Here is a 19430-nt window from a genome sequence, read left to right on the forward strand (position 1 = left end):
GGTATCTTTATATCCCACTACGTTCAAATAAAACACTGGCGAATGGGAAAGCGGCATTAGCTGCTACTATTTACTTTATATCCCACTACGTTCAAATAAAACCATAAAACTCGTCAACGGTAAATTGATTGTTGAATACTCTTTATATCCCACTACGTTCAAATAAAACTTTCACCCTAAAAGTGATTCCACCATGGTCCCACTTTCAACTTTATATCCCACTACGTTCAAATAAAACTGGACAACGAGGATAAGAACACGGGCGCTTAGGTCTACTCTTTATATCCCACTACGTTCAAATAAAACATAGAAAGGCTTTGATCTCCTCAACTTCTGACTTTTTCACTTTATATCCCACTACGTTCAAATAAAACGTTAGTGACCCCTAACGACTGATTATCGTAATCGTATCTTTATATCCCACTACGTTCAAATAAAACCTATTGTGCATATTTGAGACTCACCGTTTTGGATTGCTACTTTATATCCCACTACGTTCAAATAAAACGGATCTGGGACGGCAAGAATTACGCTGTCTTTTCCCTTTATATCCCACTACGTTCAAATAAAACGGGATTGCACATAGCTTGTGAGAACTACAACTTTATTCTTTATATCCCACTACGTTCAAATAAAACTTTTTATTCACCTATATGCGTGGCGGCAGATTATTCCTTTATATCCCACTACGTTCAAATAAAACATCGAACCAAGCATGACACCTGCATACACGGAACGAGTCTTTATATCCCACTACGTTCAAATAAAACTGACGTTGAAATTAATAGTGGCGGGGGTTCCGTTTTCGCCTTTATATCCCACTACGTTCAAATAAAACTTCTGAAACACCTTCACCAAACCGATCTACTTCGGGTACTTTATATCCCACTACGTTCAAATAAAACGGTTATAACTGCCGCCGCTTTCTTCTTTTTATATTCCTTTATATCCCACTACGTTCAAATAAAACCCTAAAATCAAAATTGCTAAATCCCTTGATATATAAGCATTTTCAAAGAATGTTGATACTATCATAATACCTTAATTTGCAGTAAGCTTCCAGTTGTGTTTTTGCCATACTTGAAAATATGACTGAAATCCGTTGGTATATATGGCATGAAAGCCAATTGATCAATAAAACGATTCACTGCAATTTCATCAATTCCCCTACTACAACTTTACACATATTCACAAGAATAAATCAATCGGAGATTTTTCTTGTCCATGAACCACCTTTTTTATATTTCGAGGATTATTGATTTGATAAACATAGAGTGAATCTTCATTTTTGTCCATAATATGATTTAATTCACTTAAACATTTTGACAGTAAACCTTTTGTTATCTCACCTTCGAACACAGAATTTTGTGTCCAATCCAAGTATTCTCGCAACTTTTTACACACTTTACCTACACGCTTTTGACCAATATCATAAGTAATAATTACAAACATTCTTACCACCACGCTTTCAACGGTTTATATACTTCATCGCCAATAAAATGCTTTACTAATTTATAACACTCAAGTCGAATCAAGTATCTATACGTTGTATTACGATTCAATGAACGATGCTTGACCGATGTTTTCAAACGATCTTCCCATGATTTAATGAATTTTTTACGTCCCTCATCATTTAAATAACAAATCTCACCTTCCAAATAATCAAAATGTTTTTTCGTAATAACCCTTTTATTGATTAAAGTAAAAATAAGCGGATCAACAAGTAATGGTTTGAAAATTTCCGCAATATCTAAACTTAATGAAAAACGCTTTACTGAAGGCTCATGAAGATAACTTATCGTTGGATTGAGGACTGTCTTATATATTTCTGAAAGAACCACTTGATACATTAATGAATTTCCAAATGAAATCATTGCATTCAATGGATCACGAGGAGGCTTTTTTTCTCTTTTTTCAAAAACAAAATCCTGTTTAATCATCATATTAAATGCCTGATAATACAATTGACGAATTTGTCCTTCAAAACCCATTAATTGCTGTATAGTTTTTGCCTGCTGCATTTTTTTACTTATCAATTCAATTTCATCTATACACTGTTGTGTGTCTTCCTTCCTTCTCCTTAAATTCCGTAGCATATGATGTATAGCTCCCTGTAAAAATAAATAGGCAATAAACATACGTTTATCATGAAAAGCGTAATGCTCACTTTGTTTTACAATAACAATCCCACTTTCTTTGCGTTTCCTCGGATAAAATGTACCCGTATAAAAACCATAATAATTATAAAATTGTAGACAAACACCATATTGACTCAGGTAGGTTAGTAATTTACTATTTACATCGACCTCTCCAAAAATGTGCAGCGTTTGAATTTTCTCTATAGGTAACGGCTTTTGTATTCCTTGTTCATTTTCAAAATAAATCGTATTATGTTTTCGTTTTAATCTTCCATTAGAAAAAACATAATGATCACGCATCATGCTCGTCCACCTCCAGTACATAGCAGAATTCATAGTAAGCACACTTCTTACAATAAGGGACCTTCTTTGCTTTGGGTGGTGAAGGTAACTGTAAAATGTTCTGAGCACCTTCTATTGCATCCACAACTACTTGTCGATTATCATCATTCAATACTATTTCTTCTGTTCTCTTTTCTTTTGTATAACTAATCAGCCCTTTTTTGTTGATGCCTCTCAGTGATAATTGATATAAGTAGTAAAGCATCTGCATAGTATCCGCTTTCTGCATCTTACTAGAGATTTTAACTTCTCTAACATATTCACCATCTAATGCATCTATCTTGAAAGCTCCATCTATCAAAATTTCTTTTTGTAAAAGTCTTGGATATGCTATTTCATGCAACACCTTCCCTTGCATTACCCTGTCCGATTCTTCCTCCATACCAATTCCTTTCTTATACAACCAAAGCTTACGTTTACACACGACATAGTACTGGATATCTACACCACCTATCGTTTGATGCTGCATACGATCCCTCCTAATCGATAAAATCTATTTCTTCTGTTAGTAGCCCTGTTCTCTCGCAGTAACTGCAATGGATATAATATAGTTCTTTTGTACCGTCTATCTTGTTAATACCGATCTTTTTTGCTTTCCATTCATTCACAGCTATACTGTATGCCTCTACTCTTTTTCTTCTTTTTCTTCTCTCTACTGGGGTTAATGCGATTTGCCATGATACTACATGTTGCTGAAATTCTTCGTCGTTTAATAACTCCTTTGGAATTACTTCTATTTGTTGAATATCTCGCAATAATTCTTGTGCTTCTGCTTTCTTTAATTTATAGTGTGGTCGATTTTTAAATTCCCTTAATGCTTTGTCAAATTCTTTTTTAAACTCTGAATCTTCATTTTCTAAACGTTGTTCGTCATATAAATCATTGATCATTTCTTGTTTTACCGATTCTTTCAGAATACCACTATGAAAACGAGATAAAAGTTTTACGCTGTAATCATAAATTTCTTGATGATATACCGTTCCGTTCCCAGATACTTCGTGTAACATGACATGAATGTTTGTTTCCTTTACAGACTTTAATCCTTTACGATTGCATCTTCCATATCGCTGAAACTGACTATCTAGTGATGACATTTCTGTATACAGCACATCAAAATCAATATCGAGACTGGCTTCAACCAGCTGTGTCGTCACCCAAATGCCTACCTTATCCCCTTTTGCAAACGTTAAAATTTCTTTTTCCAATCGACTGCGATCCCGCTTCGTAAATCTAGCATGCAAGAGGAAAAGGTTGTCATCGTTTCTCTCTCTCTGTTCAAGCTCTTTAAATACCTCTTGTGCCTGCTTTACGGTATTACAGATGACCAGTACTTTTTTATGTGTACCTGTCTCTGTAATTTCTGCTATGATGTCATTATCTAATATACAATGATCTCTCGTACGCACATGATGACGCACAACATCATCATCGATAAATGTTTCAAATTTAAATGGAATGTTACATTCCTCAAGCTCCCGCTCCAATGCATTAAAATAAAACGGGGGTAAGGTAGCCGTCATAATCATAAAACTACCACCGATTCGATCTATTAGCGTCATTGCACGAATTAATAACGCAGCTATTTTAGGATCGTAAGCTTGTAATTCGTCCACAATCACTTTACAAGTTGCCATGGTGGCATATTCTTTTTCAAATCCTAAATAGTAAAATGGAAATTTCAACACTTGGTCGATCGTAGAAATAATCAACTTATTGGCAAATTGTTTAGATTGACCATGTACTTTTTCGAGCAGTTGATCATTTGCCTCTATCTCATCATACAAGTAATCTAAACTTGTAGCATGCAACAGACCTACTGCCTCTTCCCCGTACTCATCACTCCATTTAGAAAAATGTAAATTCTCTTCATCTCTAATCCTTTTATACATCGCATTAATACTGACACGTAAAGGTAGAGTGAATATCCCTTTTTGCTCACCTAACCACAGCAATGCTGCTTCTGTTTTTCCCATTCCAGTTTGGGCAACCACAACTACATGATGATCTTGGTGATTCAAAGTAAATTGTTGTAGCGGTTTCAATGTGGTTTTCAGTTTCGTCTGAAAAAAATGGTTAACATATGCTGCAGTGTTAAATTCCGTCGCCAACTCTATGGGAACGTGCGCACTTGCTGCGTGATCCAAGCGGTGGAGCAACCCTTTCATTAGTACATATTTTTTATACAAGTGAGCATATTTATCATGATCTGGACTGATTCTTCGCTTAAGTTTGTTAATTTTACTTTCTTTTACGTCCATAGAAATTTTTAGATTATGTTGTGCTTCAATCTCTATATGATAAGGAAGAATATTTTGTTCATATTGTATTCTAATCTGCTTTTTCAATGAATCATCATAAAGACCATACTCTCGTTCATGATGAAAGGCAATAGTTTGAAAAACAAGTGTTTTTTCTTCTTGTGTCAACTCTATAATGTGTTCGGGAAGTGCCATGACAGACAAAAGACTATGCGGAATGTCGTTGGAACTATGTGGTATCGTTTCAGGTAATACCTCTACTTGCAAACCATTTTCTATCATATTTTTTCTAATTTTCATTTGAAAGGCGACGTCCGCTTTACCAATGTCATGGTACTTTACACATAACTCAAGTAAATCCCAGTCTCTTTCCGTAAAGATGTTTATTTTATGCTGATATAAATTCTTAAAATGACTAAACCTTGTTAATAATTGTGCTGTGTGTTCTTGTATCGTTTCTACCGGTTGCGACTTGGCGTAATAAATCAACGTAGTCCCTCCATTTGGTCTATTCATGTATATACTTTTTATGTAGAAGGGAGCCTATACAAGCAGGCTCCCTTGTTTCAAAAGGAATTTATTGAATTTAATTGGTTTTAAGGAAAAAAGACAATATCATCGCTTGAGGTATCAATCATTAGCTTCTTAAAGTTTTCTATCACTTCACCAGCTGTCATATACCCAACAGAGAGCTTGTCCCAAACTCTAACTCCTTTTACTATACGATATGTCCAGTTCAGCTGATAAGGAAAATACGTTTCATCTTCAATAATATCTCGCGGTACATAAGCGTTATACTTTAAAGTTGGTTCGTCTTTCCTTTCGGCTAGCGAAGTTAACGTCACCAACTCACACTCGTCCAATCTGACTAAGTCTTCCCAACGACCTAAGCTTAAATGTATCGTTTGGTTTGTCAGGGTGTAATGCAGTTGTTCTAACACACTTTCGTCTGCTGTGACATGAATCAGTAATTGTACGTCATACAGCATGTGCATATAAATTGGCATCGTCGTTATATCTACATACTCTCTATCGACACCTAATCCATCTGCAGTTAAGGCAAATTCTTTTGTTTTATTTTTTTTGAAAAAGTAGTGCGTCTGATAGTCCGTTGCCATCGTGTCATAACGACCTTGAATACTAATTCTCATTTTTGGTATAAGGGATGTTGCTTGTAAAACAGCATGCAACATTCCTTTTACAGTAGAATGCGGTGGTAGCGGATACGTTTCCGATACTTTGAAAGCAAAGGGCTTTTTGTAACAAGCTGTTTGTTGATACAATTTTAATCGCAAAGCTCTCATTATTCACTCGCCTCTATATATTCAGAAGTGAGATTTTTCAAAGTTGAAAAGAAACTTTCCACTGTACCGTTTACATCATCCGTCAAATGAGCAAATTCATCTTCGTTGCCAAACATACCAGATACAAAACCAATACCCGTATGATTTCCGATATTTTCATTACCGAACGTAGTTTGTAACACATCTTGCAAAGCACTCACATTTAAGTTCCATTTGTTTGTATTTTGCTCTAATGCAACTCTGCCCAAGAAAAACGGGTTAGCAATCGGGTACAATCCTCCGATAACAAACAATGGTGCAAGGCTTTCTTGACGACCACGAATGTTACGATTTAATAATTTGACGATATCAAGTAGTTGATGTATCCGATTTATTCTTGTTTCTTCAGACAAAGTAACATCCCCATCACGTCCAACTCTATCTAAATCCATCGTTAACGTGTACGTATACAAACTTTCATGCTGCTCAATATTAGCTATATCAGGCGTTTCATTAATGCGCTCCGCTAGTCCCAGGTTGTTTAAGAACTCCATATCACTGCGATAAGGTTCAAGTGAAATAGCATGCGACAATCTTGCAACTGCAGGTCTTTTTTGTGATTTCTTCCCTGTTTTTAAATATCCGAATAGATCCATTTCTACTGAATCTTCTATGGATACATCTTCACGAAATTGAAGTGTTCCTTTTGCTTTATCAATTGTATCTAAGTTCCAACCGAACCACTCGTTTCCTAAGCGAACGATGTCATAGCGAATGCTTTGTCGAGAAGCAAAGGTGAGCACGTCACCATTCCCACGATGAATTTTTTTCAATTCCGATAGGTTACGAATTCCCTCACCGTAATTTAGTGAATTGGCTTTCATAATGACTGTTAGTGATAGTGCTTTACCCATTTGCTGTCTCCTCCTCTTTTTTCGTTGTATCTTTTTCTAACATTCCAGCAATAAATGCAGAAGCAATGGTTTCAAAATCTAGCCCCTCATCTTTAAATACATCCACAAAAATATCTGGTATCTCCATGTCAGCACTCATGTACAAGCGGAAGATAGTATCCATAAATCCGTTTTTATTTCCTGATTTCACTGCATTAATAAGTCGGTATGCAACCCCTTCCAGCTTTTTACGTCCGCTTGCACGATATGTCCCCTCTCCTTCATTTCCTGGACGGCTAACCATTTTCTTTCTCAATTTAACACCACAATTTTTTATAAATGTAATACGTTTATCATAACTTGTCATCTGCTTCACATCCTTCCTCGCATTTAATATTCTTCTTCGTTCCCTTACCGCATGATAAGCACCTTGTCCGTGTTGATCATTTTTGACTGCTTCACGTAAATATTGAAATAATACTTGTTTCGGATCGATGCCTTGTAAAATCTCTCTTAAAAAAGTATCTCGCAAATCATACTGATGCAGTAATGTAATCCCCTTTCCATACTTAGCAAGATAACTTGTGAGGTATGGTGGAACGTGGTAGTAATCTAGTAATGTTTTTTTACCTGGATATTGAGAATGCACTTCTATGATCGTACAAGCATTGTTCATTTTCTTCGCTTTATCAAGTGATTCTTCCAATACACCGATAATCGCTTCAGGGAATGATGCTCCACTAGAGCGAAGTGTTTTATAATGTGTATTGTCTTTATAAATAGCTGGAAAAGATTGCTCTGACATGATGATGCTTGCAAAATTTATAATTTCATATGATGTATCATTGCCTCTTTTCCTCTTGTAAAACGTCATGCCAAACGGAATCATAAATAAAACAAGTCTCGCAACCGCACTCATAGGGATGGGCTGCTTATTATCAAAATCCCAGTAAAAATTAGCTGCTTTAATGCGGGATAGTGCAAGTGGAGAAAACATCTTCTCTTCATACGATTGTGTAGCTCGTAACTCGTCAATAAAGCTACATGGCAATACTTCTTCATACAAGTATTGCTTAATTTCTTGCACTGTTGTGCATTTTTTTATTTTTTTTAACCAATCTTTAAAAGGCTTATACTGTGCTTCGTGTTGTGATAAAAACTGAATGATGAGCTGAGGATCTGTGGTGTGTTGGATATGATGATAAAATTGAAGCTCTAAATAGGCTGGTGTAACAAAATCTTTTTCTATTTGTTTGATATGTTCTTTTGTATTGCCATTAAAACTAAGTTGCAGAATACTCGTCTGTCCATAAAGTGGGGTAAGGATCACCGTTCTGGCATAATTCAAGGTCAGCTTCTCGTTGATCATGGGAGTAGAGGCAGCCTGTTGATAGCCCTTTACGATTTGTTCTACTTTGTCCACATCTTCTGCTGTAGTCACTTCTTTTAACTGTTTCATTAGTGTCTTGATAGCAGCACACTGCTCTGTTTCAGGAAAATATTTTTCAATTCTTTTATATTGTTCTTTAATTCTTTCAAGCATATCAGCTGTATGTTTTTTTATCTCCGCTGGTTTTTTTCTCATTTGGCTTAGACACCGGTTCAACCTTTTCATCTCTCGCTCGACTACACTAAATTCATCGATTAAACCATAAATATATTTTGAAGCTACATCTTGTATCGTGTCCGCTGTTATTTCTACCCCACTTCTCGTCATCTTCACTTGTTCATCAAGTAAACGAGTAAATCCAATGAGTCCCGCTGTCATCATCCATTCTTGACTTTCTATATGTATGGACACGCTTACACCCCCTCTCTCTCGACTTCAGTTAATCCGAAGAAAGTTGACTTTTTCCCTAGTCCTAATTGGTAAAGTAACTGTAAATCTTCTACATGACCTTGAAGTTTGAACATTCCCTTATAAGCCGTATAGTATAACGATTGTTCTGGATGAGATTGCTGGAATATGCGATTACTCTCTTTCACCACTACTTTTCTCATGTTGATTGGCGTAAAAACGATAGGTTGATGCAATGATCTATTTTTTGCCTGTGCCACTTTTAAATTTGCATAATAATTTATTTCGGTTTCATAGTTTTCAGTAAAAGGAGATAGTGGCTTACCATCTTTATCTTCAACTAATATGGGAGACAAGGTGGATAAGACAACGCTAGTTGTGCTAATTTCTGACTCTTTTAACAATAAAATAGAGGTTTGATTCCATTTCACTCCATCCACTTCATATTGGGTTAATTTTCTCAATCCATTGAATGCATGAATGGCAAATTCCATCTCAGCACTTACGGTAATAGAGAATTCTTTTAAATGGATATGACTTTGTTCGATTCGGAAGTCTTTTAAGTAGATCGCTGCCGAAAATGGCTTCATCTCATTCTTGTTTTTTTCAAACATTTTGTGATAGTAATCAGCATCTGCTATTTTGATTGCTTCTTTAATTAAACTATACATTTTCATACGATAATGTAACGGAATTCTGTCTGCCTGATATGTGACTCGAAAACGCAAAGATAAATCACCTCCTCAGTGAAATATAGACATTAATATTAAATATTCAACCTTAGTTTCCAATTTATACTATACTCTTTCATTTTACAACATTAAATTATTTAATGCTTGTAGTCTTCAATTTAAAATGATATCTTTTGATATTCCTTTGTTTACATTATTACTTTTTGTGATTTTTTATCATTTTCAACATGTAAGAATCAAATTTAAGTATCGAAATGATACAATAGATAAGATGAAGAAATCATGAGAACCAAGTATACGCCTCAGTACCCAGGCAGGCGCAAAGGTTATTGTAAAGATTTCTCCATCTTATGCTTGGTGGTAGTTAGTTGAAGAAGTTCATTTAACTTATGAAAAAAAAGGAGGTCATAAAAAGTGGAATTAGTAATTGGAGTAGTTGGCTTTATTGTAGTGATATACACTCCTATCATTTACAAAATAAATAGAAGGTTGTCTAAAATAGAAGATAAAATACGTTTGCTCGAGTCAAAATCAGAAAAGGAGAATGAAGCTTAATTAGCTGCTTCATTCTCCATGTGCTCTTCCAACATTTGCAATGTTTCTTGTGTACGGACAAATGCATCATACAATAAATCCATTTGATTTTCACCAATCTTATGTGGCACATGTACTGTAAATGTATAACCAGATTTCCAGCATCGTTCCAGTGCATCATAAGAAAATGTTGCATCATACGATGTTTTTTCATCCCACGATGTGGAGATGGTTTCTAATAATGGTTCGTATTGCAGTATGTACTGTTTTTGCAAATCAGAAGATGATAATTTTTTTTCTATACTAAACGAGACAGTAAATGTACAGCCATACCCGTTTTCTGTTGTAGGCTTTGGAAAAGATAAAATGTTGTTATTTTTCTCTGTTGCCTTCTCTGCTTCTATTTTACTTTCCATATAAAAGTCATTTAATCCAGAATGAAGCTTCACCGCAGCTACAGGTTTGGTTTTGTCCTCTGTTATTAAAGCCTCGCTGTCGTGCAATTGAAAAGAAATACGAAACATTCTTGACATGTTGGCAATGTTTACGTGATCTTCTCGATCTAAAATTTTAATTTGTTTGTCTACCTCAGCATCATAGACGGTTCCTTCGACAATAACTTTTAAATTATCAAATACGGTAGGATCAAACATGTCATATATTCACCTTCTTTTTAGTTTCCCCGCTAGTTCCCAGCATCGCATTTCCTGTTTATTTCATTATTTTATGATTGCTCACTCACTACATCATCTAGCATCATATCACGCTGCATATCTTCAAATATTAACTTCACACCGACCCACCATGCTTTATCCTCTGCATATTCTCGATTAATCCATTGGATAGGGTCTACGTCTTCAGGCCTGTCCTTACTTAAGCGAACAATCGTCTTCGCTGCGATACGTGCAGATTCATCGATGGTCGTATTGTAGTCTTGCCAACTATGATAAACATTAAATGGATTATTTGCAATTTCTGCTGCTTGCTCATGATACTTTGGTACAAAGGCTTGTTCTTGTCCAGTTATAGCGAAAAGCAACAGTGGATGAATATTAAATCTTCGTGCCGTTTTATTTAAAGCCGAAAAATACGGTTCTTCCGAGAGTAAAGAGTCTTTTTCCGATAACCAAGCTTTTAATTTACCATGATCGACAGAAGTGAATTGATACGTTGCTGGCAAACTATTTTCAGTCATGTGATGAGACATCATACTCACATTCATATAATAAACTGGTGGACCGCTTCCTTCCCACCGATAATCTACATTGGACTTGCTTATTGCCGCAACGATAACGGTTGTACAAAGAAATGCAACAACACAAATAGTGATAATAGATCCACGTTTATGCGTTCGGATTTTACTGCGAAGCAACGATATTGTTTTTATTGATTTTATGGATGACTTCTCCATTTGCAGCGTCGCAGCAACATCATCCATCCCATTTGGTACATGATAATGTAATATGTATTGCAAAACGGATGGAATGGCTTTACCTTCCGTTTTATAATTTTTTATATATTCCTTAACTTCTTTATGTACTTCTTGCGGCAAAGTCATCTGATATTGTTCTTGCAACCAATCCACTAGAACTTCCCACTGCTGTTCGTTTTTTTCCGCTTCCACTATACTCATATCAATAACATCTGCACTCGTCAGGACATCGACACCGGATTGTAGAAAATGTCGGACTAATTGTTTCGTCATTGCTTCTTTTACTTTAGACGGGAAAGGTGGGATCGCCTCATTGATTTGTTGATATATCATTTGAGCTAATTTTGCTGCATTATATGTTGAATTAGAAACACCTTCTGACTGTATTTTTTGTTTCCATTGTATGATCATTTCTTTGCATACTACGGGTTCATGAAATGTATCCAACATGTATCACTCCAGCAATGAAAATGATACTGCTACATGGATGTAATCAACAAAGAAGAGACGCAGTAACGTGTAACATGATTATACTATGTATTGACTATTCACTAACATTCACTATAAAAATATATGTATTTACAGGCTCATCTTCTAGTAAAGATGATACATAAGATGAAGAAACATATGAATGCGTTTACACATTTTTGTTAAGTATAATGGCTTTATATGGTTTTCCTCATCTTATAAAATAAATTGGACTTTCTGTATTGCTTCACTAAGTTAAATAAATGGCTGAATGGTAATATTATGTATTACCGAAAGAAATAACCATACAACAGCAAACCAAGTGTTACACCCAGAACACCAAAAACAGCTCCTACCGAAGGAGGGGCAGGAACTGGCAATTTCAGAAAGGAAAAAAGAAGTCCTACAATCATCCCTGTGCCAAGTGCTGGTAACCATTCCGTTAGTATAATTTTCATGATGTCTAATTCACCTCGCAGAAATATGATTTCTCTATTTTCCCCTTTTTTATAAAAAAAATCAATAACAATTGTAGAAAATTGTTTTTTTCTTTGTTTTTACGCTTTCCACTTTATATTACAACCTAGACTCGCCTTTTGCTCTTTAAACACAGGTTTACCTTCTAACATAAGGTTAAGAGCCTCTCTTATATCTTTTCCTGTCACAGGGATTCCGCTATCCGGTCTAGAGTCATCTAACTGACCTCGATATACACAATCCAATTCTCCATCGAAAATATAAAAGTCAGGTGTACATGCTGCATCATACGCCTTTGCTACTTCTTGTGTTTCATCATACAAATAAGAGAAAGGAAATTTATTTTTAATAGCAAACTCTTTCATTTTATCTGGAGCGTCTTCTGGATAAGCTATCACATCATTAGAACTAATAGCGATGAAAGAAATGCCTTTGTCCATGTAGTGTTCTGCCAATCTTACGATTTCATCTACAACATGAATAACAAAAGGACAATGATTACAAATAAACATGACAACCGTAGCATTATTGCCAGCAAGATTGCCTAATGATTTTTTACTATTTGTCGTCACGTCCGGCAATACAAAATCAGGTGCTTTTGTGCCTAAAGGCATCATATTTGAAGGGGTTCTAGCCATTATGTATTCTCCTTTTTGTGGAAGACTTTCATCTTCTTATTCCCCCTCATTATAAAGGTCACTGCTTGCTAATTCAAGCGGTTACCTATTTACCCCACTCTCTTTCATAAAGCGAAATCTTTTGCTACACATGACAATTCGATCATTGTTGTTTAAAGGGTAATATTTATACGGTACAAGTTGTTCATCATTCAAAAAGGTTCCATTACTAGATCCTACATCTTTTACAAAATATTCAGATTCACGATTTAAAATTTCGAAGTGTGTTTTAGAAACGCCTACAGATTGATCCGCGTAGTTCACTTTATTTTTATCCCTACCGACGATAAACTCTTTGCCTTCAATCGGTATTCTTTTTTCTTCTCCCTGACCAGACAACAATAGCCACGCTCGGATTGGAGTATCCTTATGCTGAATTCCTTGTACGTGTGTCTCTTCTTGCTCATTGTCTTTATTTATATCTCGTAGCAACACCGTTTTTCCATCATCATCTGCTAATAATGTCGTGTTGTTAGCTAGTGTCTCATAATACTCGTTCGTTGAAGTAGCTAGAAAGTTTTCTTCATGGTGCGGAATAGGGCTATACATAGATGGCTCAGTTGATACTGTGGTATGTTGTTCAGCATATAGAAATGGTGGTTTCCATATTCGAAGCATCACAAACATGCTATCCGCTAGTAATAGCGAAAAACCAATACAAATATATAGTATGGCTTCGCTGGACTTTACAACAAATAAATACCATATAGAAAGAAAAATCATACCTGCTATACATATCACGATGGTCAAACTGGATTTATTCAGACTCTGATCAAACAAATGTGTGGGATTCTGCCCACCATTCATTACGCTTTCTGTTTCATTTTCGGTGTTCATTTTGGTTTTGGCGTTAGCACTAGCTTTAGATTTAGACTTAATTTTGGCTTTAGTTTTGGTTTTAGGTTTAGTTTTAGGTTTAGTGCTAGTTTCAGAAAAAATAGATGTATTGTCCTCTTCATTTGGTACTAGTGGGAGAAAAGCATCTTTATCCTTTGTATGTGATGATAGAGAAAAAGAGCTATCATCTAATAGATTGAAGTTTTTTGGCTGTTTAGGTTCTTGCTTGAAATCATTGCCGGAATCGTTACCGAAATCATTGTGTTCTACATACGATGGTTCTGGTGTACCAAAATCCGTATGAAGAGAAGCAGATTCTCGCTGCATGCTATTATCCAATGGAGAAGAAGATTGAAGTAATTTTTCTAACTCTTTTGCCAGCATCTCCATACTGTTTTCAGGGTGTTGAAATATTTTCAACAAACTTTGAATGCAACCTGCATCCATGTTTCCTACATACGGTGTCAAAACCATCGTTAATTGTTCTATTTGCTTCATTAATGTCAATTCCATATCAAATTGCTCAAAAGGTAAATATATTAAATGAACATCTGTAACATCTCCGCCTACAAAAATAAAGTCTGGATGAACGATAAATTGAGAAGAATGGAGCATATAACTTTCGCTTTTCAGGATTGTTTGACATATATGTAATAAACATGTAAGAAATTGCTGCTCTGAAAATGAATCTTGATCTTTTAAGTGTTGCGATAGCATTCTTTTGCCCGTAAAATAATACATCAATTGTACTTTTTCATTAATTTCATGCACATACAATGGCAACAAACCATTTACTGCTGTTTGCTGCAACATATTCACTTGCAGTGAAGATAGCAGTTTAGAAGGTATACCTCCTTCTTTACTTAATACGATACAATGACCATCATGACGAATAAAATCATAATGAAATCCAAAAATTGTACTCTGTTCCTTCATTTTTTGCACCCCTTACTTCATTACCTATCAATTATTAGCTATAAAAACATGACTGTATAAATGGCTGGAGCAACAGCTACCATAAATGGAAATGACGTTGTCTCCTCATGATCAAAATGAAAAGCAACTTTTTTTAGTGTTACTAGTTGTATCATGTGATTAAAAAATTGATGCACATACCGCTTCACTTTATTTTTAAAGAGCAGGATGAATATCCCAATGATGCCTGCATAAATAACCGAATATAGTATGGAATATAAAGAAAATTGCATACCAACCAACGCTCCCACTCCAGCGAAGAACTTCACATCACCAGCAGCGACTGCTCCAATCATGTATAAGACAAACATAACGACAAAGCTGACTAGAGCGCCGATGAGGGAAGGAATAAGCTGCTCTAAACCAAACAGCATCACATTCAAAATCAATCCAACGATCACCATACTCACCGTCAATACATTAGGAATGATCATCTTCCACATATCTGTAATTAAAGCGACAACAACAAATAATGACAACACACTATAGATCCATACCATATTTTATTATCCTCCTATCCAAATACGTTCCACAGCACGTTTGTATATCGATATTTCTCTCTTCACAAATGGTATTGGAAGTTCTACCGTATACTTTACTTCAATGGCTAACAAAGCATCATTTTTATTTTTAAAACTCGGCACATCCACATCTACGATCTCTAAATTTTCTTCATCTATCCCATTTTTGTTTGCAAATCGATATACGACAGGCTTCACCGCTGCATAAAGTACTTTGTCAATCTCAGGCTGTACTTTACCTGTCACGTATTGCATGGCAGACTGTAAAAAATTCAGGATCGGCTCTGATATCATCGACTGATAATGGCCTCCAAATTCATCTGAAGCCATTTCAGCTTTACCTACATTGACTTGGTTTAATAACGCTCCAAAAGAAAGATTTTCAGTATCTTTTACAGCCAAGTGTATCGGATACGCTTGTGTTGCAACATATTTCGTTGTTTCTGATACCATTGATTGCACCATCATTTCTGTTGCATTGATTTTAATCAACGATATTAAACTTAAAACAAACATCGCGAATATAGGCAATACAAGTGCCGCCTCAAGCACAATGCCCCCTTTATGACTTTTTATTATGTTTTTCATAACATCACCTTCATCCTTTAATAGGAGTATACGAATTGAAATGGTTCTAAATCATAGCGTTCTTCTACATTTCGATTGATCATTTTCATCGTTGTAGGCATGAATAATAGTTTGGTCTGCATCGTCACTTGAGCCTCTGTATAGACAGGCCTGTCTTGCAGGTTGACACCGGTATTCAATTGAATTAATGATTGCATGCGGTACATCATATTTTGTTGATTATGATGTATGAGCATAAATAACCGTAAATAATCTTTGTAGTTAAATGTCAATGATTTCGTGAATTTTTTTGAAATAGAAACATCCTTACCCTCAATTAACTTGTTCATATCGTTATACGCTTCAAGTGCCGCTTCTGCAACCGCTGCTAGAAACGCCAATAATGGAGAGCCAAGGGATAAAATTCTACTATCTGGTTCTGTTAAGTTTTCTGCTGTATGAATGGCTAAACGAATTAAGTACATTTCTGCATAGGCAGAGCTTAAATTTTTTTTACACGTGTCAAAACCGTACAAAATATACTCTGCTTCTTGTGTAGGCAATGTATGTTGTAATGGTTGTGAAAGAGCAGTTGCTGTTTGTGTACTTTTTGTTCCCGGCTCTTGCATCGTTCTATAATTGAACTTTGTTAATGCATATTCATTCACATATACACCTGCTGCCACATCATTTAATGCGTTTGTGATTTGATCTAGAAAATTCATGGATTGTTTCCCTATTTTTTCACTATCTTGAATATCCTCAATCAACATAGATGACTCATTGTCTTCACTCTCATTGTACTGTTTGTACATGTTATAGAATCCGTTCTCACCTTCTAATTGGTCGTAGAGGGGTTGTAGGCTAGATGGACAAATGCCTGTTATGGTATCTAGTTTAGTTAATTGCTTTTCTATTTCATCGAGTTGATTATCTTTCTCTTTTTCCATTTCATCTTGTTTTGATTCGATATTTTTTCTATTGTTTGATACGTAAGTAAACACGCTATTCGCTTTATTATAATAAGCATGATTTTTTGTTGTTAATTTACTGTAGTGTGGGTTGAAATCAGCTGGTTTGTCTACAGATATGCTTTGAAATGATTGCTCAAAAGCATTAAATTTGCTTAAAATATCTGCCATGTTACTACGATATTTTGAAAAAAAGTCATCATCATAAATGTGAATACTGTCGATTAGAGGCCCGTATGTTGTTCTATCTAAATCTGCCTCTTGCAATTTCTGCTTTAATTTATGGTTATAATCTTCTGTTTGTTCTAAGTATTTTGATATATCTTCATTTGATTCTTTAAAAGAAGCACGATATAGCTCAATTTTATCGCTAACTTCATCATAGATTTCAAAAAACTGATCTATTTTATCTAGTATGTCGTTGACCTCTTCTATTTCTTCTTCAATCTCCTTTAATTCTTCTTCTAGCTTGCTAGAATTGCTTTGTTCAGCACTATCATCTTCCTCGTTCTCATCTTCTTCTGCAGTCTGCTCTTCTTTCATTCGCTTCTTCAACTCCTTTTTCTCATCTTTTAACGATTTCAGTTTGTTCCTTAGCTCTGTCTCATCTTCATCGCCAATTTCATCAGCTAAGCTGTCCAATGCTTCAAAATCCACATCCACGACCGTATATAAATGAGAAACGGATCCTTTATTACCAATAAAATCTTTCGTTTCTTTCCATAATGCATTTGCTTTTTTATCTCGATCATTCATTAGCTCTTCAATTTCTTCTAGCTCATCCGCAAGTTTAACGGACTTTTCCATTTCTTCTTTCAAATTATTTTTACTGAATGTATTCACAATGGAAGATATGATTTCTATCGGTGCGGTGTATTTCATATCCTCCATAATTTGCTGCTCAAACACATCTACATGTGCTAGGTTATAGCCATGGTTTAGCTGGATAGCGGTCACATCAGTGTCCAACCAGCTATGATCACCATCACTAACGCGTAAATTTTCTTCTATAATCTGCTTCACTAGTGCATCTGGATTTTGGTGATTGACTCCATATAAACCATAAGGTTGTATTGTAGAATCAAAATGAGAGTAAAGTGAACGTAGTGAGGATTTTATCGCTAATTCTGCTTGATACTGACCTGCTTTAATTCTCGCAAAATCCGCAAACATCGTCACAAACAAAAAAATCACTGATAAAATAATCATGAAAAAAATAGTAGCTGCACCACGTTCTGATTTCATCTCTGCATTATTCCCTATCTTATTCTTCCTCTTCATGTTCCACCTCTTTATGCACTACTATTGTAATACCAGCATCGATAATTCGTTGCCGCATTTCTCCCGTAGGCTCCAGTTTAATCGTCTTTTTGGTCTCAAAAAAATGCCATACCACCACTTCGCCTTCACTTACAAGCTCTATATCCTTTACCAACTGATCCTCCAAGCTGCTATTTGTCCATGAAGATAAGGCGTGATGCATTACACCATCTGTATCTAAAGCATCGATGTCCCTCTCTCCATAAGATGTTTCTATAGAAGACTTTTTACCATTTACCATCTTTTTTAGCTCTATTACTGCTGCTCCATGATCCTTTAATTTTTTATATGGTTTCTCTTCTTCATCTTGTTGCTCATCCATATCCAAAAATTCATTGATGGCTTCTGTTGCCGTACTTTTGTTTAATGTATCTTCACCATCTTTGGCGTAATTATCTTTATATGCTTTTGCATACGTTACTATAAAATCTACTGTACGAATAAACTCCGTCGGTTCTATTATCCATGACTTTGCTTCTTCACCAAGCACGACTTCCGTTTCACCTAATATGCTGACTTGGTTAATAAAAGGAGAGTTCACTTCCTGTTCCAGCTTTCCATCCACTCTTCGCTCTAAAATATAATTAGAGTAAGATAGACTGCCACTGTAAGCTTCATCAGCAGGTAAATCTTGAATGGCTTTGGTTAATTTCATCGTTGCTCTATCGTCACTATTACTTTCACCAGCAGGAATGTCCACTGTTACAGAGGGGTTATTAAAACCTAAAAAAATATTGTATGCCTTATCGTCCGTCCATCGCCAGTAAAATGCTCCCATGGTTTTCGGTTTCATGCCGTAAGCCCCTGTTTCTATATCTCTTTGCTCGTTATCCCAAATGTAAGCTGCTCGTTCGACAGAAGTTTGCGAATAAAAAATTAGTTTAACATGATCATAAGAAGCCGTCGTCAGACCGAGCAGCAATACGACAAACATAATGATAACAGGAAATGCTAGGGTAGATTCAAGCGTAAAACTTCCTTGCTGAGATTTAAACCATTTGTATTTTTTCATTTAATTTCCTGGTCCAGGATTAGTCATATCACCCTTTCCACCTTTGTCGTTTATTTCCCCATCAATATCCCCAAACAAACCGTCTACCCAGGAAATGATGTACTTTCTGAAAATAATAGCGACGACGACAAGTACTGCTACGATTAATAATATTTCTAATGTTCCTAATCCTCTTTGATCTTCATGAAAATCTTTTATTTTTGCATTAAATTTAGTTAACATAGTTATAATCTTC

Annotated in this window: 19 protein-coding genes and 1 CRISPR repeat array (1 of these 20 only partly in view); of the genes, 1 reads left to right on the top strand and 18 read right to left on the bottom strand. The window is 35.5% G+C overall.

The annotated features are described in order from the left end of the window. Positions 1-970: direct repeats of the CRISPR family, unit length 29 nt; unit sequence CTTTATATCCCACTACGTTCAAATAAAAC (it extends 792 nt beyond the left edge of the window). Between the two features lie 218 nt (positions 971-1188). The 8 genes from cas2 to cas6 form a co-directional block, all read right to left on the bottom strand. Further along, positions 1189-1452, bottom strand: a complete 264-nt coding sequence (cas2, locus tag D1Z92_RS02445; RefSeq protein ID WP_128894063.1) for a CRISPR-associated endonuclease Cas2 — start codon at positions 1450-1452, stop codon at positions 1189-1191. Positions 1453-1454: 2 nt separating this feature from the next. Next, the gene (gene cas1b, locus D1Z92_RS02450; RefSeq protein ID WP_128894064.1) at positions 1455-2441 is read right to left on the bottom strand and encodes a type I-B CRISPR-associated endonuclease Cas1b; all 987 of its coding nucleotides are present in this window, start codon (positions 2439-2441) and stop codon (positions 1455-1457) included. Beyond that, on the bottom strand, positions 2431-2949 hold the full coding sequence (gene cas4, locus D1Z92_RS02455; protein WP_128894065.1) for a CRISPR-associated protein Cas4: 519 nt from the start codon (positions 2947-2949) through the stop codon (positions 2431-2433). Before cas4 ends, cas1b begins: the two co-directional genes overlap by 11 nt. A gap of 10 nt (positions 2950-2959) precedes the next feature. Then, entirely contained in the window at positions 2960-5227 is a 2268-nt protein-coding gene (cas3, locus tag D1Z92_RS02460) for a CRISPR-associated helicase Cas3' (protein WP_164931417.1), read from the bottom strand. Positions 5228-5334: 107 nt separating this feature from the next. Further along, positions 5335-6042 (bottom strand): type I-B CRISPR-associated protein Cas5b, encoded by a 708-nt coding sequence (gene cas5b, locus D1Z92_RS02465; protein ID WP_128894067.1) that lies wholly within the window; start codon positions 6040-6042, stop codon positions 5335-5337. After that, the gene (gene cas7i, locus D1Z92_RS02470; protein WP_128894068.1) at positions 6042-6935 is read right to left on the bottom strand and encodes a type I-B CRISPR-associated protein Cas7/Cst2/DevR; all 894 of its coding nucleotides are present in this window, start codon (positions 6933-6935) and stop codon (positions 6042-6044) included. Before cas7i ends, cas5b begins: the two co-directional genes overlap by 1 nt. Then, positions 6928-8715, bottom strand: coding sequence for a type I-B CRISPR-associated protein Cas8b1/Cst1 (gene cas8a1, locus D1Z92_RS02475; protein WP_128894069.1), 1788 nt, complete (start codon positions 8713-8715; stop codon positions 6928-6930). Before cas8a1 ends, cas7i begins: the two co-directional genes overlap by 8 nt. Before the next feature lie 2 nt (positions 8716-8717). Next, the gene (gene cas6, locus D1Z92_RS02480; protein ID WP_128894070.1) at positions 8718-9440 is read right to left on the bottom strand and encodes a CRISPR-associated endoribonuclease Cas6; all 723 of its coding nucleotides are present in this window, start codon (positions 9438-9440) and stop codon (positions 8718-8720) included. Between the two features lie 378 nt (positions 9441-9818). On the opposite strand from cas6, the gene D1Z92_RS17190 reads away from it, so the two are divergent. Continuing rightward, complete coding sequence (locus D1Z92_RS17190) at positions 9819-9959, top strand: hypothetical protein (protein WP_164931418.1); 141 nt, start codon at positions 9819-9821, stop codon at positions 9957-9959. Here D1Z92_RS17190 and D1Z92_RS02485 read toward each other — a convergent pair. The 10 genes from D1Z92_RS02485 to D1Z92_RS02530 form a co-directional block, all read right to left on the bottom strand. Next, positions 9956-10591: a hypothetical protein gene (locus D1Z92_RS02485; protein WP_128894071.1), complete on the bottom strand. Its 636-nt coding sequence runs from the start codon at positions 10589-10591 to the stop codon at positions 9956-9958. The two genes, D1Z92_RS17190 and D1Z92_RS02485, sit on opposite strands and share 4 nt — an antisense overlap. Positions 10592-10662: 71 nt before the next feature. Continuing rightward, positions 10663-11820, bottom strand: coding sequence for a hypothetical protein (locus D1Z92_RS02490; protein WP_128894072.1), 1158 nt, complete (start codon positions 11818-11820; stop codon positions 10663-10665). Between the two features lie 305 nt (positions 11821-12125). After that, positions 12126-12296, bottom strand: a complete 171-nt coding sequence (locus D1Z92_RS02495) for a XapX domain-containing protein (protein ID WP_128894073.1) — start codon at positions 12294-12296, stop codon at positions 12126-12128. Positions 12297-12395: 99 nt separating this feature from the next. Beyond that, positions 12396-12953, bottom strand: a complete 558-nt coding sequence (locus tag D1Z92_RS02500; protein WP_128894074.1) for a thioredoxin family protein — start codon at positions 12951-12953, stop codon at positions 12396-12398. 81 nt (positions 12954-13034) lie between these two features. Next, positions 13035-14765 (bottom strand): DUF6382 and FHA domain-containing protein, encoded by a 1731-nt coding sequence (locus D1Z92_RS02505; protein ID WP_128894075.1) that lies wholly within the window; start codon positions 14763-14765, stop codon positions 13035-13037. A gap of 38 nt (positions 14766-14803) precedes the next feature. Continuing rightward, on the bottom strand, positions 14804-15304 hold the full coding sequence (locus D1Z92_RS02510) for an A24 family peptidase (RefSeq protein ID WP_128894076.1): 501 nt from the start codon (positions 15302-15304) through the stop codon (positions 14804-14806). A 6-nt stretch (positions 15305-15310) separates the two neighbouring features. Continuing rightward, positions 15311-15913: a hypothetical protein gene (locus tag D1Z92_RS02515; RefSeq protein ID WP_128894077.1), complete on the bottom strand. Its 603-nt coding sequence runs from the start codon at positions 15911-15913 to the stop codon at positions 15311-15313. Between the two features lie 17 nt (positions 15914-15930). Then, positions 15931-18144 (bottom strand): hypothetical protein, encoded by a 2214-nt coding sequence (locus D1Z92_RS02520; protein ID WP_128894078.1) that lies wholly within the window; start codon positions 18142-18144, stop codon positions 15931-15933. Next, a complete protein-coding gene (locus tag D1Z92_RS02525) occupies positions 18128-19195 on the bottom strand; it encodes a hypothetical protein (RefSeq protein ID WP_128894079.1) in 1068 nt (355 codons plus the stop codon). Before D1Z92_RS02525 ends, D1Z92_RS02520 begins: the two co-directional genes overlap by 17 nt. Beyond that, on the bottom strand, positions 19196-19417 hold the full coding sequence (locus tag D1Z92_RS02530; protein ID WP_128894080.1) for a Flp1 family type IVb pilin: 222 nt from the start codon (positions 19415-19417) through the stop codon (positions 19196-19198). Between the last annotated feature and the right edge of the window lie 13 nt (positions 19418-19430).

Origin of the sequence: Longirhabdus pacifica (assembly GCF_004115085.1) — a bacterium.
GTDB classification, from domain to species: Bacteria; Bacillota; Bacilli; order Paenibacillales; family DSM-105158; genus Longirhabdus; species Longirhabdus pacifica.

Bases quoted from the DNA above. Each gene is read 5' to 3' on its own strand.
- cas2 (WP_128894063.1), bottom strand. From the start codon at position 1,452: ATGTTTGTAATTATTACTTATGATATTGGTCAAAAGCGTGTAGGTAAA.
- cas1b (WP_128894064.1), bottom strand. From the start codon at position 2,441: ATGATGCGTGATCATTATGTTTTTTCTAATGGAAGATTAAAACGAAAA.
- cas4 (WP_128894065.1), bottom strand. From the start codon at position 2,949: ATGCAGCATCAAACGATAGGTGGTGTAGATATCCAGTACTATGTCGTG.
- cas5b (WP_128894067.1), bottom strand. From the start codon at position 6,042: ATGAGAGCTTTGCGATTAAAATTGTATCAACAAACAGCTTGTTACAAA.
- cas7i (WP_128894068.1), bottom strand. From the start codon at position 6,935: ATGGGTAAAGCACTATCACTAACAGTCATTATGAAAGCCAATTCACTA.
- D1Z92_RS02485 (WP_128894071.1), bottom strand. From the start codon at position 10,591: ATGTTTGATCCTACCGTATTTGATAATTTAAAAGTTATTGTCGAAGGA.
- D1Z92_RS02490 (WP_128894072.1), bottom strand. From the start codon at position 11,820: ATGTTGGATACATTTCATGAACCCGTAGTATGCAAAGAAATGATCATA.
- D1Z92_RS02495 (WP_128894073.1), bottom strand. From the start codon at position 12,296: ATGAAAATTATACTAACGGAATGGTTACCAGCACTTGGCACAGGGATG.
- D1Z92_RS02500 (WP_128894074.1), bottom strand. From the start codon at position 12,953: ATGGCTAGAACCCCTTCAAATATGATGCCTTTAGGCACAAAAGCACCT.
- D1Z92_RS02505 (WP_128894075.1), bottom strand. From the start codon at position 14,765: ATGAAGGAACAGAGTACAATTTTTGGATTTCATTATGATTTTATTCGT.
- D1Z92_RS02510 (WP_128894076.1), bottom strand. From the start codon at position 15,304: ATGGTATGGATCTATAGTGTGTTGTCATTATTTGTTGTTGTCGCTTTA.
- D1Z92_RS02515 (WP_128894077.1), bottom strand. From the start codon at position 15,913: ATGAAAAACATAATAAAAAGTCATAAAGGGGGCATTGTGCTTGAGGCG.
- D1Z92_RS02520 (WP_128894078.1), bottom strand. From the start codon at position 18,144: ATGAAGAGGAAGAATAAGATAGGGAATAATGCAGAGATGAAATCAGAA.
- D1Z92_RS02525 (WP_128894079.1), bottom strand. From the start codon at position 19,195: ATGAAAAAATACAAATGGTTTAAATCTCAGCAAGGAAGTTTTACGCTT.
- D1Z92_RS02530 (WP_128894080.1), bottom strand. From the start codon at position 19,417: ATGTTAACTAAATTTAATGCAAAAATAAAAGATTTTCATGAAGATCAA.